Origin of the sequence: Catellatospora sp. NPDC049111, from assembly GCF_040648615.1 — a bacterium.
In the GTDB taxonomy this organism is placed as follows: Bacteria; Actinomycetota; Actinomycetes; order Mycobacteriales; family Micromonosporaceae; genus Catellatospora; species Catellatospora aurea.
The window spans coordinates 72,721-88,659 of record NZ_JBEZEB010000008.1 but is presented as its reverse complement, the minus strand read 5'-3'; the positions used below and the strand labels follow the sequence as shown (position 1 = coordinate 88,659).

The window sequence follows — 15,939 nt, the reverse complement described above, 5'->3', positions numbered from 1 at the left end:
GCCCCGGGAAGGGGATGGGTGGTCTCAGGTGACGGTGATGATGCCGGCGGCGCCGTCGACGGCGATCTGCCGGCCGGTGGTGATGAGGTGGGTGGCGTCGGGGACGCCGACCACGGCGGGGATGCCGTACTCGCGGGCCACCACGGCACCGTGCGAGTTCGCGCCGCCCATTTCCATGACCAGGCCGCCCGCGGTGAGGAACAGCGGGGTCCAGCCGGGGTCGGTGGACGGGGCGACGAGGATCTCGCCGGGCTCCAGGTGCGCCCCGACCGGGTCGAGGATCACCCGGGCGGTCCCGGTGACCCGACCGGCCGAGGCGGGCGTGCCCACGAGCGCCCCGTCGGCGCTGCCCGCGGTCGGCTTCGCCTGCGGTTCGGTGCCGTCGGACAGCAGCACGCGCGGGATGTGGCGACGGCGCAGCTCCTCGCCGTACGCCCGGCGGCGCGCCCCGACCAGGTCACGCTGGTCCGTTCCGGACAGTGCCGCGCGGGCCTCGGCGAGGTCGAGGAAGAACACGTCGTCGGCCTGCTCGAGCCGCCCCTCCTTGGCCAGCTCCGCCCCGACCAGGGCGACCTGCTGCCGGCAGGCGGCGATGATCCGCACCATGTAGTACTTCGGCAGCTCGCGCACCCCGGCCAGCAGCCGGGCCCGGCCGAGCATCGTCCGCACCACCTTGCCGCGCAGGCGGCTGCGCTTGGCGGCCCGCCCGGCCAGGGTCTCGACCATCGCCTCGGCCTCGGCCGCGCCCTGGGCGAACAGCCGGTCGGGCGTCAGCGCCGCCCCGTCGGCCGGGTCCATCCGCAGGTAGTTGGCGAGCACGCCGAGGATGTAGCGCGGGTCGTCGGACCAGCGCGGCATACCCATGTCGATCTCAGCGACGGCGCGGTGGCCATACCGGGCCAGGAACTCGGCGATGCCGGCCTGCGCCGCGGCGGGCATGGTGCCCGCGCCGTACCGGTGCGCGAGCTCGTCCACCTTCGCCGACCCGAACAGCCGCGCGGTGGCCTCGTCGGCGCGCAGCCGGACCGCCAGGTGCCACAGCTCCAGGTCCATGTCGGTGGTGACGTTGTGCGGGATGCCGCGCAGCACGGCCTGCACGTCACCGACGGCGGCATCGGACCCGAGCAGCTTGTCGGCGATGCCCAGCGCGGCGAAGCCGGCCGCGGCCACCGGCATGACGCGGGGCAGCAGCGGAACGATCTCAGTGCCGAGCACCGTCTCGACGAAGTCCAGGCGCTGCGCGGCGGAGGCCCGCTCCGGCGCGGCGAGCCGGCGCTCCAGCTCCACGCCGACCCGGTCCACCGCGGCCAGCCCACGCTGCGGCTTGACCAGTGCCCCGACCAGCTTCAGCGGCACCCGGTGCTGCGCGGCCACCGCGCCGACCCGGCGAATGAACGGCAGCCGCGAGGGGCGCGTGTTCGAGAACCGGGGGTCCTCGAACAGGTTCAGGAAGATCGCCGCGGAGCGGGCCTCCATCACGCCGAGGATCTTCGGAAGCAGGGTGCGGCCCATGCTGCTGCGTACGGCGGTCGTGACGTCGATGAAGACGCGCTGCCCCGCGGGGGCGAACACCGCGGGCCCGGCGAGCGGGTCGGCGACGCCGAACCCGAACAGGCGCGCGGCCGACGAGGCCAGCACCCGGAACGCGGCCATGCCCATCGGCGTGATCGGGCGGTAGAGCCCCTGGGCCACGCTGAAGCAGAAGTAGGCCCGGGTGTCCGTGCCCGGCGCCGGTGCGCGCTCGGGCAGCGGGAACAGTGTCGTGATGGGACGGGCCTGGGTCAGCCACAGCGCCCCGTCGCCGTCGATGGCCCACTCGGTGTCCTGCGGTGCGCCATAGTGCGCCTCCACCCGGTCGCCCAGCGCGGCCAGTGCGAGCACCTGCGCGTCGGTGACGCAGGCGGTGTCGCCGCCCGCGGGCAGGGTCACGTGCTCGGTGCCGCCGCCGGGCAGCGACCGGATGGCCAGCCGCTTGTCGCCCAGCCGCCGGTCGAGGATGGCCGCGTTCGCCGTGTCCACCACGAAGTGGTCCGGGTTGACCGCGCCGGAGACGACGGCCTCGCCAAGGCCGGGGCTGGCGTCGATGACGGCCTGGCGGCGCTGCCCGGTCACCGGGTTCGCCGTGAACAGCACTCCGGCCACCGCCGAGTCGACCATCCGCTGCACGACCACCGCCAGCCGCACCGTGCGATTGTCGATGTCGTTCGTGGCCCGGTAGACCACGGCCCGGTCGGTCCACAGCGATGCCCAGCAGCGGCGTACCGCGTCGACGACCGCGTCCTCGCCGACGATGTTGAGGTAAGTGTCCTGCTGGCCGGCGAAGCTGGCGAACGGCAGGTCCTCCGCGGTCGCCGAGGAGCGCACCGCCACCGGCACGTCGTCGCCCAGCCGGGCGTATCCGGCGGCGACCGCCGCGGCGATGTCCGCCGGGATCGGGGCCGCCAGCAGCGCTTCCCGCGCCCGGCCGGCCAGCGCGATGAGCGCGGGCACGTCGGTGGGGGCGGTGCGGGCCAGCGCCTCGTGGATCTCGTCGAGGTGCGCCGTGCCGGCGACCACCCGGTACGCCTCCGTGGTCAGGCACAGGCCCGGCGGCACCGGCAGCCCGGCCCGCGTCAGCACCCCCAGGTTGCCGGCCTTGCCACCGACCACCGCCAGCATCCCGGCGTCGATGTCGGCGAAGTCGAGCACGAGGTCGGTCGCCGGGCTGAGCGTCGCGCTCATGCCGCCACCTCGCCCCGCTCGCCGCCGCCACGGGACTCAGCGCACATGATCTGCTCCCTGCGCTCGCTCATCCAGGTGCCTCCTCGAGGCCTTGCCGAGCAGCGCCATCGCCTCGCTCACCTGGCGCTGCTCGTCGTCGGTCAGGTACGTCATCAGCTGCTGCTGCGCCTGGGCCCGGACGCGCTCGAAGGCGCGCAGGTAGTCGCGGCCGGCCGGGGTGATCCGCAGCCGCTTGGCCCGGCGGTCGGCCGGGTCCTCCGTCCGCTCGATCCAGTCCCGCCGCACCATGTGCTCGACGAGCCGGCTGCTCACCGACATCGAGCGGCCAAGCTGCTCGGCCAGGTCGCGAACGGTCGGCTCCGGGCCGCTGTCGAGCACGTAGAGGGTGGCCATCTGCAGCAGGTTGGGCTCCTCATCGCCCATCCGGCGGACCAGCCCGAGCAGGAAGTCCGGGATGAGCGCACGCCGGAACAGCCCGATGTCCTGGGCGAGCTGGTCGAGCTGCGGCTCCACGGCGACTCCCATTGTTTGCGCCTTCGCAACTAATGCGTTAACGCAAGCTTAACGCGCCGTCCCCTCATCAAGTCAACGCGTGATGAAATATTCGCGGAGTAACGCCCGCCACAGCGCGCTCTGCCCGTTTCACCCCCACCCCCACACCCCACGCATCCGCCCCCTGCGCCCGGTGCGGCGGCGCGGCCGTTCAAGGTCATCCGACTTGCCAGGCACCTGTGCGTATCTTGAGCGCACATTCGCCCACCTGCCTGCCAAGTCGAACGATCTTGGTGAGGAGAGCGGCCCGGCTCAGGCGCTCTTGGCGCGGAGACCGCACGGTTCAGGCGCTCTCGATGGGGGAGAACGCCCGGCTCGGGCTCAGGAGTTGTCCAGGCCCGCCCGGTACGCCAGGCGGGCGGCCTGGACGCGGTTTTCGGCCGCCAGTTTGGCCAGGATCGCGCTGACGTAGCCCTTCACGGTGCCCTCGGTCATGAACAGCTCCGCCCCGATGTCGGCGTTGGACAGCCCCCGCCCCACCAGCCGCAGCACGTCCACCTCCCGCGCGGTCAGCGAGTCCAGCTGCGCCTTCTCCTGCGCCGTCAGCCGCGGCGCCTGGTCGGCGATGGCGTCGATGACCTGCCGGGTGACGGCCGGGTCGAGCATCGCGTGGCCGGAGTGCACCGCCCGCAGCGCCCGCAGCAGCTCGTCCGGCGGGGAGTCCTTGAGCAGGAAACCCGCCGCGCCGGACCGGATCGCCTCATCGACGTACTCGTCGGTGTTGAAGGTAGTCAGGATGATCACGTGGGGCGGCTGGTCCAGGGCCAGCAGCTCGCGGGTCGCGGTCAGCCCGTCCATGCCCGGCATGCGGATGTCCACCAGCGCGATGTCGGGCCGGGCCCGCCGGGCCGCCTCGATCGCGCTGCGCCCGTCGCCCGCGTCGGCCACCACCCGCAGGTCGTCGGCGGCGTCGATGATGGTGTGCAGGCCCCGCCGGACGATGTCGTTGTCGTCGACGATCATTACCTTGATCATGGGCTGCCCTCTCCCGCGGTGAACTGCGTCCGCGCCGCGACACCGGCCGGCGGCTCGGATCTCGGCCGCCCGGCGGGCGGGATGACCGCGGTCACCCGGAATCCGCCGTCGGGCAGCGGCGACGCCGCGAACTCGCCGCCGAGCAGGTCCACCCGCTCGCTCAGCCCGATCAGCCCGTGACCCGAGCTGGGCAGGTCCGCATCCCGTACGCCGGGCGGCCGGCCGTTCTCCACGGTGACGTGCACGCCGTCGGCCGCGCAGCGCACCGCGACCCGCACCGCCGCGCCCGGCGCGTGCTTGACCGCGTTGGTCAGCGACTCCTGCACCACCCGGTACACCGCCCGCTGGGTCTGGTCGGCCAGCAATTCGGGGAAGCCGGTCACGTCCAGCTCGACCGGCATCCGGCCCACACCACGCATGCGCTCCACGAGAGCGGGCAGGTCGCGCGCGGTGGCCTGCGGGGCCAACGGGGCCCGTTCCCCGGCCGCGTCGCGGGCGTTGAGCAGCCCGAGCAGGCCACGCAGCTCGGTCAGCGCGGCGCGGCCCTCGTCCCGGATCCGGTCCACCTCCGGGCGCACGCGCGGGGTCTGGGCTTCGGGGACGGCCTGCAGCGCCGTCGCCGTGACGACGATGTTGCTCACCCGGTGCGCCACCACGTCGTGCATCTCGCGGGCGATCCGGGCGCGCTCGGCCCGGCGCGCGGTCTGCGCCATCATGTCCCGTTCGCGCTCCAGGTCACCGGCCCGCTCGCGCAGACTGACCACCAGGTCCTGGCGCACCCCCGCGGCATAGCCCAGCAGCAGCGGACCGAGCGCGAACGACAGGGTGTACGCCCAGGCGCGCACGTCGGGATCCAGCCCCTCGGCCGCCGACAGCGCCTGCACAGCCACCCCGAACACGGACAGCACGCCCAGCTGCCACCAGCGCCGGGTGATGGCCCCCATCGTGTACATCATCACCGCGAACACGAACGGGGTGAACGCGAGCAGGTGGCAGGCCGCCGTGAACAGCGTGGTGGCCAGCGGCCGGCGCCGCCGGGCGAGCAGGGACAGCCCGGCGGCGAGAGTGAGCACCTCGGCGGCGACGGACCGGCCGAGCAGCCCCGGTGAGCTGGCCCCGACCAGTTCGTCAAGCTGGCCGACGATCAGCGCGACGGCGGTGACGACGAAGTCGAACCAGGTCAGGCGGGGCTTCTCGGCGGCCTCGCCGGGCAGCCGGGGCCGCAGATCCCCCATACCCGACATCTCACCACCAACACAGCGGCGCAGGGGCCGAACCGGCTACTCCACCGCCCGCGCCAGCGTCACCGCGAAGCGGCCCTGCGGGTCGGTCCACCAGCGCGCCGCCTTGAACCCGGCCCGGGACAGCTCCGCCTCGACCCGCACCCGGTCGAACTTCGCCGACACCTCGGTGCGCAGCTCCTCCCCCGCCTTGAAGTCCACGTCCAGGTCGAGCGAGGGCACCTCCACCCGCATGTCCCGGGTGGCCCGCAGCCGCATCTCGATCCAGTTGTGCTTGGGGTCCCACAGCGCCACGTGCTCGAACGCGGTCAGGTCGAAATCGGCACCCAGGTTGCGGTTGAGCACCCGCAGCACGTTGAGGTTGAACTCCGCGGTCACCCCCGCCGCGTCGTCGTACGCCGCGACCAGCGTCTGCGGGTCCTTGACCAGGTCCGTGCCGAGCAGCAGCCACTCGCCCTCGTGCAGCACGTCGCGCAGTTCCTCCAGGAACGCGGCCCGCTCCAGCGGGGGCAGGTTGCCGATGGTGCCGCCCAGGAACACCACCATCCGGCGGCCGCCCTCGGGGATACGGTGCAGGTCGTGGCTGAAGTCGCCGACGATGCCGTGCACCTCCAGGTCGGGGTAGTCGCCGTCGATCGCCTTGGCGGCCGAGCGCAGCGCCGTCTCCGACACGTCCAGCGGCACGAACTGGGCCAGCGTGCCCGTGTCGTGCATGGCGTCCAGCAGCAGCCGGGTCTTGTCCGACGAGCCCGAACCCAGCTCCACCAGCGTCTTCACGCCGGTCTCGGCGGCGATGTCGGCGGCATGCTCGGCCAGCACCGCGCGCTCGGCGCGGGTCGGGTAGTACTCGGGCAGCTTGGTGATGCGTTCGAACAGGTCACTGCCGTACGCGTCGTAGAAGTACTTCGGCGGCAGCCACTTCGGCGACGAGGTCAGCCCCTCGCGGGCGTCCTCGCGCAGCTGCTCGCTCAGGTCGTCGGGTGTGAGGTACACGTCGAGCTTCATGATTCCTCCACGGTGTACGAGGCCGGGTGCGCCACCACCAGTCGGCGGTCGGGCACCTGCACCCAGCCGGGGTCGTCGTCGAAGGGCTCGGAGGCGACCACCACCCGACCGGGCGAGTGGTGGACCGCCAGCGCGTGCCCGAAGGTCGTCGCGTACGCCTTGTCTCCGTCGGTGAGCAGCAGGTTCAGCCGGGAGCCGTGTGCGGCGGCGCTCACCTCCGCCACCGTCGCGCGCAACGCGTCCGCCGGGCCGTACCCGGCGCGCAGGCGGTTGCGCACCAGCACCCATACGAACGCGGCGTCCGTGGGCGCGTCCATCGTCATCAGGTCCGTCACCGGCAGCCGCTCGGCGAGCTTCGCCACCGTGTCCGGCCAGCCCGCGACGAAGCCGTTGTGGCTGAAGAACCAGCCGTCGCCACTGAACGGCGCGCAGGCGTCGTCGGTGACCGTCAGGCCCGGCGTCGCCGAGCGCACGGCCGCCAGCAGCGAGCCGGTGACCGTGACCCGGGCGATCGCGGCGAAGTTGCGGTCCGTCCAGATCGGCACCGCGCGCCGGTAGCGCACCGGTCCGGCAGAGGTGTACCAGCCCACCCCGAAACCGTCCACGTTGATCGTCCCGCCGCCGCGCATGTCGCGGGGCGCCCAGGACTGGTGCTGCAGCCCGTACGGCGGCTCCACCAGCAGGGCCGCCAGCGGCACCGGCGGACCGAGATAGACCAGGTGGCGGCACATCAGTCGGCCAGCTCCCCCGGTCGCGGGTCGCGGGCGCAGCGGAAGCCGCTGAAGATCTGCCGCCGGATCGGGTAGTCCCAGTTGCGGAACGTGCCCCGCACGGCCGCCGCGTCGGTGCCGAACGAGCCGCCGCGCAGCACCCGGTAGTCGTCGCCGAAGAACACCTCGGAGTACTCCCGGTACGGGAACGCCCGGAACCCCGGGTAGCCGCCGAACGGCGAACTCGTCCACTCCCACACGTCGCCGATGAGCTGGTGCACGCCCGCGGGCGAGGCCCCGGCCGGGTACGCGCCGACCGGCGCGGGCGACAGGTGCCGCTGGCCGAGGTTCGCGTGCTCGGGCGTCGGGTCGTCGTCGCCCCACGGGTAGCGCCGCGAGCGCCCGGTCGCCGGGTCGAGGCGGGCCGCCTTCTCCCACTCGGCCTCGGTGGGCAGCCGCCGCCCGGCCCAGGCCGCGTACGCGCTCGCCTCGTGCCAGTTCACGTGCACCACCGGCTCGTCGCCCACGATCGGCTCCCGCCGCCCGAACCGGGTGTACGTGCCGTCGCCGTGCCAGTGCGCCGGGCCGGCCAGTCCGGCCTCCTGCCGGTGCGCCCAGCCCCGCTCGGTCCACCAGCGCGGGTCGTCGTACCCGCCCGCGTCGATGAACGCCTGGTACATCGCGTTGGTGACCGGGGCGCGGTCGATGAAGAACGGCGGCACCTCGACGGCGTGCGCGGGCCGCTCGTTGTCCAGCGCCCACGGCTCCAGCGAGGTGCCCATCTCGAACGGGCCGCCAGGGATCAGCGCCTCGCCCGCGACGATCGCCCGCGAGCGCGGGGCCGGTTCGGCCACGAGCACCGGGTCACCGGTGCGCAGTTGGTGCGTGGCCAGCATCGTCTCGTCGTGCTGCTGCTCATGCTGGATGATCATCCCGAAGGCGAAGCCCTGCTCCACCAGCGGACGGCCCTCCAGCTCCACCGAGTCGAGCAGGTCCAGCACCTTCTCGCGCACGGTGCGCACGTACGCCCGCGCCTGCGCCGGTCCCAGCAGCGGCAGCTGCGGGCGCTCGCCGCGCGGGTGCTTGAACGCGTCGTAGAGCTGGTCGATGTCGGCGCGGACCGGCTCCCGGCCGCCCACGTCGCGCACCAGCCACAGCTCCTCCTGGTTGCCGATGTGCGCCAGGTCCCAGACCAGCGGCGACATCAGCCGGGAGTGCTGGCGCACCAGGTCGTCGTCGTCCACCGCCTCGGTCAGCCCAACGCTGCGCTGCCTGGTCCGGGTCAGTTCGGCGGCGGCCCGCTCCCGCAGTCCGGTGCTCATCTCAGTCCTCCTTCGCGCAGCCGCCGCTCCACCACGGCCGTCACCGCCTCGACGGTCGCGGGCGGCAGGTCGGTGTGCTCCAGTGCGCCGCAGGCCAGGTCCAGTAGGCGCGGCGCGACCGCGGCGATCGCCGGATCGGCCAGGCCGTGCCGGGCCGCCTGCACCCAGCGCCCCGCCGCGGGCGCGGCCAGCGCCGCCGCCGCGTCGACGGTCTCCTCCCGGGCGAACAGCGCCACCAGCACCGCGACCGGGGCCACCCAGTCCAGACCGGACTGCATGTCCAGGTAGCGCACCTCGAAGTAGCCGCGCGCCCGCACGGGCGGGAACATCGTGCTCACGTGGTAGTCGAGGTCCGCATAGGTCGGTGCGGGCGCCATCGCGCCGCCGATCCAGTCCGCGAACGTGATCCCGGGCGGGACGTCCCACGAGCCGTCGTCGCGGCGTACGCACAGCACGGGTGTGTCCAGCACGCGCCGCGCCCAGCCGGCCACCGGATCGGCGTCGTCGGCCGGCGGCCCGTTGCGCATCGGGTCGGCGGCCAGGCAGGCCCGCATCCGGGCCGACGCCCAGCCGGTGTCCGTGCCCGCGGCACGCGCCGAGTTGGCGAACGCGGCGACCAGCGCCGGGCCCACCGCGTGCAGCGCCCGCCAGCGCGGCGCGACCCGCTCGGGCAGGCCCGCGTCGAGGCACACCTGCACGCTCGCGGTCCCGCACATCCACTGCCTGCCGTACGGGCCGAAGCGGTCGAAGACGCGCTCCATGGCCGCGTACCGCGGCGTGTCGAGGATGCGGCCCGGCCGCCGGTGGGCGTCGCAGCCCTGCCCGTCCAGTGCCAGGCCCGCGCGGTCGAGGAGGCCGGTCAGCTGCTGAAGATCCGCCACGGTGGCGTCGAGCAGCCCGGCGAGGGAGTCGCTGGTATCGGTGGAGATCTCCACCTGCCCGCCCGGTTCGAGGGTGACCCGGCCGCCGTACGGCAGCGGGGTCTGCGGGCTGTCCGGCACCAGACTGCGCGGGGCGTGCTCGCCCAGCGCCGAGCCGAGGACCCCCGGATCGACCGGCCGCGCCGGATCGTCCAGGTGGTGCGTGGTCCACTCCAGCTCGATGCCCACCCGCCCCGGCGGCCCCGTCTTGAAGCACACCTTGGCGACGTAGCCCTCGGCCTCCGCCCGATCCGCGATCCGCACCCCCGCGTCCCGCACCACCTGCACCACCGCACTCACCCCCGTCCATCCACCACCGGCCCGTGAGACCGCCCAACCTACTCCCCCAACCGCACCCCCACCCCGTTCTTTCACGTTGATCATGAACTTACGGCCGTGTTCGACGGCGTGTCGCTGCCCTAACTTCATGATCGATGCCAGGCGGATGGGGCGGGGCCGACTGTGGGATTCCCCGATCGGGGGATCTCGAACCCTCGGGCGGGCGGACAATGGCCACATGCAGCCTGAACTGCGCGAATCATTGAGCTTGGACGAGGTACTCGCCGAGGAGGCCGACTTCGCCAGTGAGCACGAGCGCACCAGTACCAGCGACGCCGTCAGCGCCGGCAAGGACCTTCATTCGGATCCCGACATACCACGCGGCCTGGGTGGCATGGACATGAAACGCCTCCATCTCCTCGACTGACCGCACACCCACCCACCTCGGCGATCATGAAGTTGCGGTGGTGACACGCCGTCGAACACGGCCATAGGTTCATGATCAACGCGGCGCACGACAGAGCCCCGCCGCGGCCGAGGGGCGCGGCGGGGCTCGGTGGTGGGGCGGGGGTTACGGGAGGGCGTTGAGGAAGGGTTCGTGGGAGTTGCTGAACTCCCAGTTGTAGTAGCGGTCCCAGTTGATGGACCAGGTCATCAGGCCACGGAAGTCGGGGCTGGTGCCGCCACGCAGGGTGTAGCCGCCGCAGTTCTGGTTCTTGACCAGGCAGTTGACGGCCTGCTGGACCTGGGCGGGGGTGGTGTACCCGCCGCCCGCGCTGACCGCGGCCGGCACGCCGAACGCGATCTGATCCTCGCGCAGCGCGGGGAACGTGACACCCGTGTTGGCCACCGGGAAGCCCGCGGCCAGCATGTCGGTCATGGCGATGTGGAAGTCCGCCGCGCCCATGTTGTGGTACTGGTTGTCCAGCCCCATGATCGGACCCGAGTTGTAGTCCTGCACGTGCAGCACGGTGATGTCGTTGCGCAGCGCGTAGATGACCGGCAGGTACGACCCGGCCCGGTTGTCGCAGCCGCTGCACGTGCCGCCGTAGAACTGGTACCCGAGCTGCACGAAGAACGTCTCCGGGGCCATCGTCAGGATGAAGCCCGAGCCGTAGCGCGCCTTCAGCGTGCGCAGCGCCGAGATCAGGTTCACGATGACCGGGGTCGTCGGGTTCCGGATGTCGCCGTCACCGGCGTTGAGGTACAGCGAGTGGCCCTCGAAGTCGATGTCGAGGCCGTTCAGGCCGTACTTGTCGATGATGGCGCTGACCGAGCTGACGAACGTGTCCCGGGCCGCGGTCGAGGTGAGCTGGACCTGCCCGTTCGCGCCGCCGATGGAGATCAGCACCTTCTTGCCCTGGGCCTGCTTGGCCCGGATGGCGGCGATGAAGTCGGTCTCGCTCTCCACGTTGGGGCACTCGGCGACCGGGCACTGCCGGAACCGGATGTCACCAGAGGTCACCGAGGTCGGCTCGCCGAAGGCCAGGTTGATGATGTCCCACGAGGACGGCACGTCGGCCATCCGCAGGTATCCCGACCCGTTGGCGAAGCTGGCGTGCAGGTAGCCGATGAGCGCGTGCTTGGGCAGCCCGGTGTTGACGCAGCCGGTGGTGGTCGCGCTGACCGCGCCGCTCTTGGCGGACTCGCCGGAGGCGTTGTACGCCGCGACCGTGTAGGCGTGCGCCGAGCAGGTGGCCAGGCCGCTGACCGTGGCCGTGGTGCCGGTGCCGGTGGCGACCTGCGTGGTGCCCTCGTACACGCGGTAGCCGGTCGCGCCGGAGGACGCGGACCAGGACAGCGACACCGAGGTGTTGGTGGCGCCGGTGACCGCCAGGCCGGTCGGCGTCGGCGGGACCGTGGTGCAGCCCGTGGTGGTGGCACTGACGCCGCCGCTCTTGGCCGACTCGCCGGAGGCGTTGTACGCAGCGACGGTGTAGGTGTGCGCCGAGCACGCGGCCAGGCCGGTGACGGTCGTCGAGGTGCCCGTCACGGTGGCCCGCACGGTCGTGCCCTCGTACACCCGGTAGCCGGTGACCGTGCCGCTGGACGCGCCCCAGGACAGGGCGATCGAGGTGTTGGTGATCGTGCCGACCGACGGGTTGCCGGGCACCCCGGGCACGCCCGTGCCGCCGGGGCCGTCGAGGCTGATGTCGTCGGCGAAGTAGGTGCCCTGGCCGTACCAGCCGTGCGTGTACACGACCACGCTGGTCTGCGACGCGCCGGTGGTGAAGTTGACGGTGAGCTGCGTGAACGCGGCCGCGCCGGGGGTCCAGGTGGACGCGCCGCCGTCGATGCCGAGGTAGACGTAGTTGCCGCGGACCCAGCCGGTCAGCGCGTACGCCGTGTTCGGCTGCACCGCGACGGTCTGGCTGCACTTGGCGTTGTCCGACGACGACGCCGCGCCCTGCAGCGCCTTGGTGCCGGAACGGACCGGGGTGCCGACCACGGAGCCGAGGCCGCCGGTGCAGCTCCACGGGGACAGCGTGCCGGTCTCGAAACCGGGGTTGGCCAGCAGATTGGCCGCCGAGGCCGGGGTGGCGACGGCGAGGACGCCGACCGCGACCAGCAGTGACAGGGCGGCGGAGAGTGCGAGTGGTCTTCTGGTCACGGGCCCTCCTCAAGGATGGATGGCCCTGATTATTAACTCTCTTAACTGTTAATGTCCATGCCAGATTGATGATGTTCCACAAACGACGGTCAGGCCAGCAGCGCCGTGGTCGCCACACCCACCCCGACCAGGATCACCGCGGACGAGGTGACCAGCGGCAGCAGCCGCCACCCGCGGTGCGACATCCAGGCGCGGGGAGCCCGCTCCCACCGGTCGCGCAGCCGGGTCAGCAGCAGACCGATACCCAGCAGCGACAGCGCCATGCCCGCGCCGTACGCCGCCACCAGCAGCACGCCGTACCAGGCCCGCCCCAGTGCCACCGCGCCCAGCAGCACCACCACCGCCGACGGGCTCGGCATCAGCCCGCCCGCGAGTCCCATCGCGACGATCCCGCGCCCGGCCGGCCGTGCCCCGTGCCCGACGCAGCCGCCGTGCCCGTCGTGGGCGTGGCCGCCCGGCGCGTGGCCGACGTGCGCGGGCGCGCCGGGGCGGTCCCGGTCGCGCCAGGCCCGGCGCAGCAGCGACAGCCCCACGGTGACGACCAGCGCGCCGCTCAGCACGGTGAGCAGCGTGTACACCCGGTGCGGGACGAAGTGCAGCCCGGCCGCCAGCACCACCCCCAGGACCAGCACCCCGGCGGTATGGGTGAGCGCGACCGTGCCCGCCACCGACACCGCCTGGCGCAGCGCTCCCCGCTCGTTCACCAGATACGTCGCCATCAGCAGCTTGCCGTGCCCCGGGGCGAGCGCGTGCCCCGCGCCCAGGGCCAGGGCGACCAGCATGGCCAGGGCGGCGAAGCCCGGCGTCAGCTGCTGCCGCCCGACCAGCCCGGTGAACTCGGCCGTCAGCCGCCCCAGCAGCGGGCCGTGGTCGTGGCCGTCGTCGGCGAACCCGGCCGCCGGGCCGGGCGCGCCGCCGGTCGCCCACCAGGCGGCCAGCCCCACCCCGGCCAGCCCGGCGACAACCGCCAGTACCGGCCCGGGACGAAGCCGCCGACGTGCCACCTGCGCTGGATCCACCGCCATGAGTCCCCCCTTGCTCCGCGGGCTCAACTCGGGACGTACCGGCAGGGAAACGGCCCCGAGGCCGGGACGGCACGTGCCCGTTTCGGGCGGTTCCATCCCTGATCACACGTATCCGGGACAGAAGAAACGCGTTGACCAGGTGGTGCCGCAGCCCGGCCAGCCCTCCTACCCGCCGCCCGCCCGGACGGCCAGAGAAGGACGACCCATGCGTATGTCCCGAGAGCAGTCCCGCCTGGCCTGGCTCGCCGCCGTCGCGACCGCGGTCACCGCGATGGTGGTCGCCTCGGTGATGTTCCTGTTCGTCACGCCCGGCACCGCCGGCCCCGACGACCGCGGCAAGCACCGCGGATACGGCACCCACTCGGCGACACCGACCGGGCCCGGCGGGCACAGCCCGTCCACCGCGCCCACCGCGCCGTCCACTGCACCGTCCGCCGCGCCGTCCGAGTGGCCGTCCGACGGCCCGACCGACTCGTCGACCCCGACGACCGGTGTCTCCGGGGCTCACCACGACGACGATGACGACGATGACGACGGCGGTGACGACAACGGCGGTGACGACGGCGGCGACCACAACGGCGGTGGCGGCGGCGATGACGAGCTGCCTCGCACCGGCACCTCCGGGCCGTCCACGTCGACGCTGGTGCTCACCGGCCTGACCGTGCTGCTGCTCGGCGCGGGCGCGCTGTGGCTGGCCGCCGCGCTGTCCCGCCGCCTGGAGGGCACCCGCCTGAAGGCACAGGCCGCCGGAGCCGTCGCCGGGCTGCGCCGCCGCCCCAGCCCTCGCCCCCGCGACTGAACCCCCGCACCGACCCGCGCCGCGGCCGGGACCGACCCGCGCCTTCCACAGAGGTTGGCCTATCTCATCGAATCTGACTCACAGATTTTCGACGAGATAGGCCAACGTCCATAAGAACCGTGCTGTCGCCCCCGGTGCCCGGGGCAGGACGGGCCGATAGTTTCGCGGCTGTGGACGGCGCGCGCCGGGTACGCGAAGCTGGCCGTCATGCCGCCACCCCGTTCCGCCGTAGTCTTCCTCGACCCGCACTTCACCGTCGGTGAGGTCGACCCCATGCTGTTCGGCTCGTTCGTCGAGCACCTGGGCCGGTGCGTGTACACCGGACTGTTCGAACCCGACCACCCGGCCGCCGACGCCGCCGGCCTGCGCACCGACGTGCTGGCCCTGGTCCGCGAGCTCGGCGTGACCATGGTCCGCTACCCGGGCGGCAACTTCGTGTCGGCGTACCGCTGGGAGGACGGCGTCGGCCCGGCGGACCTGCGCCCGCGCCGGCTCGACCCGGCCTGGCGCACGATCGAGACCAACCGGTTCGGCCTCGGCGAGTTCACCGCGTTCACCCGGGCCGCCGGGCTGGAGCCGATGATGGCGGTCAACCTCGGCACCCGGGGACCGGCCGAGGCCGCCGACCTGCTGGAGTACTGCAACCACCCGAGTGGCACCACGCTGTCGGACCTGCGCGGGGCGCACGGCGCGCCGGAGCCGTACGGCATCCGGCTGTGGTGCCTCGGCAACGAACTGGACGGGCCATGGCAGGTCGGGCACAAGACCGCCGACGAGTACGGCCGCCTGGCCGCCGAGACCGCCCGGCTGATGCGGATGATCGACCCGTCGGTGCGGCTGATCGCCTGCGGCAGCTCCGGGTCGGGCATGCCGACGTTCGGCGACTGGGAGTCGACGGTGCTCGCGCACGCGTACGACCAGGTCGACTACATCTCCCTGCACGCCTACTACGACCCCGAGGCGAACGACCCGGCGTCCTACCTGGCCAGCGCCTGCGACATGGAGCGGTTCATCACCGACGTGACCGCGCTGTGCGACGCGGCCCGCGCCCGGCACCGCTCGGCGAAGCGGCTGTCCCTGTCGTTCGACGAGTGGAACATCTGGTACATGTCCCGGCAGCGGCCCGGCCAGGGCGAGTGGCCACGGGCGCCGCGGCTGCTGGAGGACGTGTACACGGTCACCGACGCCGTCGTGTTCGGCACCCTGCTGATCACGCTGCTGCGCCACTGCGACCGGGTCACCGCCGCCTGCCTGGCGCAGCTCGTCAACGTCATCGCCCCGATCATGACCGAGCCCGGCGGCCCGGCCTGGCGGCAGACCATCTTCCACCCGTTCGCCCAGGCCGCCCGGTACGGCCGCGGGCAGGTGCTGCGCCTGCACGTCGAGTCCCCGACGTACGAGACCCCGAAGTTCGGCGACGTGCCGCTGCTGCACGCCACGGCGGTGCAAGGCGAGGACGGCGTGCTCACCGTCTTCGCCGTCAACCGCGACCCGGCGGCGGACCTGCCGCTGACGGTGCACCTGGGCGGCTTCACCGCGGGCGGTCCCGCCGTCCACTCGGTGCTCGCCGACGATGATCCCGCGGCCGCGAACACGATGACCGCCCCGGACCGGGTGACGCCCCGGACCCTGGCCGTTCCGGAAGTCGAGAACGGACGCCTCACCGCCGTCCTGCCGCCACTGTCCTGGAACGTGATCCGGCTGCCGGTCGCACCGTCGCCGCAGGTCCCCGCCTCGTGAAGATAGGAAGGGCACCTTCTTATACGCGGAGCGATAAGA

At 72.9% G+C, this 15,939-nt stretch carries 13 protein-coding genes; 3 read left to right on the top strand and 10 right to left on the bottom strand.

Translation table 11 applies throughout. The features are described from left to right. Nucleotides 1-24: 24 nt before the first annotated feature. The 8 genes from AB0B66_RS14550 to AB0B66_RS14515 form a co-directional block, all read right to left on the bottom strand. Nucleotides 25-2,721, bottom strand: a complete 2,697-nt coding sequence (locus AB0B66_RS14550; RefSeq protein ID WP_360528509.1) for a PEP/pyruvate-binding domain-containing protein — start codon at nucleotides 2,719-2,721, stop codon at nucleotides 25-27. 36 nt (nucleotides 2,722-2,757) lie between these two features. Beyond that, nucleotides 2,758-3,246, bottom strand: coding sequence for a MarR family winged helix-turn-helix transcriptional regulator (locus AB0B66_RS14545; RefSeq protein WP_360528506.1), 489 nt, complete (start codon nucleotides 3,244-3,246; stop codon nucleotides 2,758-2,760). 348 nt (nucleotides 3,247-3,594) lie between these two features. After that, on the bottom strand, nucleotides 3,595-4,248 hold the full coding sequence (locus AB0B66_RS14540; RefSeq protein ID WP_360528503.1) for a response regulator transcription factor: 654 nt from the start codon (nucleotides 4,246-4,248) through the stop codon (nucleotides 3,595-3,597). After that, nucleotides 4,245-5,483, bottom strand: coding sequence for a histidine kinase (locus AB0B66_RS14535; RefSeq protein WP_360528500.1), 1,239 nt, complete (start codon nucleotides 5,481-5,483; stop codon nucleotides 4,245-4,247). Before AB0B66_RS14535 ends, AB0B66_RS14540 begins: the two co-directional genes overlap by 4 nt. A gap of 45 nt (nucleotides 5,484-5,528) precedes the next feature. Further along, on the bottom strand, nucleotides 5,529-6,494 hold the full coding sequence (gene egtD, locus AB0B66_RS14530; RefSeq protein WP_360528497.1) for an L-histidine N(alpha)-methyltransferase: 966 nt from the start codon (nucleotides 6,492-6,494) through the stop codon (nucleotides 5,529-5,531). Continuing rightward, entirely contained in the window at nucleotides 6,491-7,225 is a 735-nt protein-coding gene (egtC, locus tag AB0B66_RS14525; protein WP_360528494.1) for an ergothioneine biosynthesis protein EgtC, read from the bottom strand. Before egtC ends, egtD begins: the two co-directional genes overlap by 4 nt. After that, the gene (gene egtB, locus AB0B66_RS14520) at nucleotides 7,225-8,526 is read right to left on the bottom strand and encodes an ergothioneine biosynthesis protein EgtB (RefSeq protein WP_360528491.1); all 1,302 of its coding nucleotides are present in this window, start codon (nucleotides 8,524-8,526) and stop codon (nucleotides 7,225-7,227) included. Before egtB ends, egtC begins: the two co-directional genes overlap by 1 nt. After that, a complete protein-coding gene (locus tag AB0B66_RS14515; protein ID WP_360528488.1) occupies nucleotides 8,523-9,746 on the bottom strand; it encodes a glutamate-cysteine ligase family protein in 1,224 nt (407 codons plus the stop codon). Before AB0B66_RS14515 ends, egtB begins: the two co-directional genes overlap by 4 nt. Before the next feature lie 217 nt (nucleotides 9,747-9,963). Between AB0B66_RS14515 and AB0B66_RS14510 the strand changes: the two genes are divergently transcribed. After that, nucleotides 9,964-10,152, top strand: coding sequence for a hypothetical protein (locus AB0B66_RS14510; RefSeq protein ID WP_360528485.1), 189 nt, complete (start codon nucleotides 9,964-9,966; stop codon nucleotides 10,150-10,152). Nucleotides 10,153-10,296: 144 nt separating this feature from the next. Here the strand turns inward: AB0B66_RS14510 and AB0B66_RS14505 are convergent, their stop codons facing one another. Then, nucleotides 10,297-12,336, bottom strand: a complete 2,040-nt coding sequence (locus AB0B66_RS14505) for a glycosyl hydrolase family 18 protein (RefSeq protein WP_360528482.1) — start codon at nucleotides 12,334-12,336, stop codon at nucleotides 10,297-10,299. A gap of 89 nt (nucleotides 12,337-12,425) precedes the next feature. Then, nucleotides 12,426-13,361 (bottom strand): sulfite exporter TauE/SafE family protein, encoded by a 936-nt coding sequence (locus tag AB0B66_RS14500; RefSeq protein ID WP_360528479.1) that lies wholly within the window; start codon nucleotides 13,359-13,361, stop codon nucleotides 12,426-12,428. 205 nt (nucleotides 13,362-13,566) lie between these two features. On the opposite strand from AB0B66_RS14500, the gene AB0B66_RS14495 reads away from it, so the two are divergent. Together AB0B66_RS14495 and AB0B66_RS14490 are read left to right on the top strand one after the other, a co-directional pair. Continuing rightward, a complete protein-coding gene (locus AB0B66_RS14495) occupies nucleotides 13,567-14,160 on the top strand; it encodes a hypothetical protein (protein ID WP_360528476.1) in 594 nt (197 codons plus the stop codon). 207 nt (nucleotides 14,161-14,367) lie between these two features. Further along, a complete protein-coding gene (locus AB0B66_RS14490) occupies nucleotides 14,368-15,900 on the top strand; it encodes an alpha-N-arabinofuranosidase (protein WP_360528473.1) in 1,533 nt (510 codons plus the stop codon). Nucleotides 15,901-15,939 lie beyond the last annotated feature (39 nt).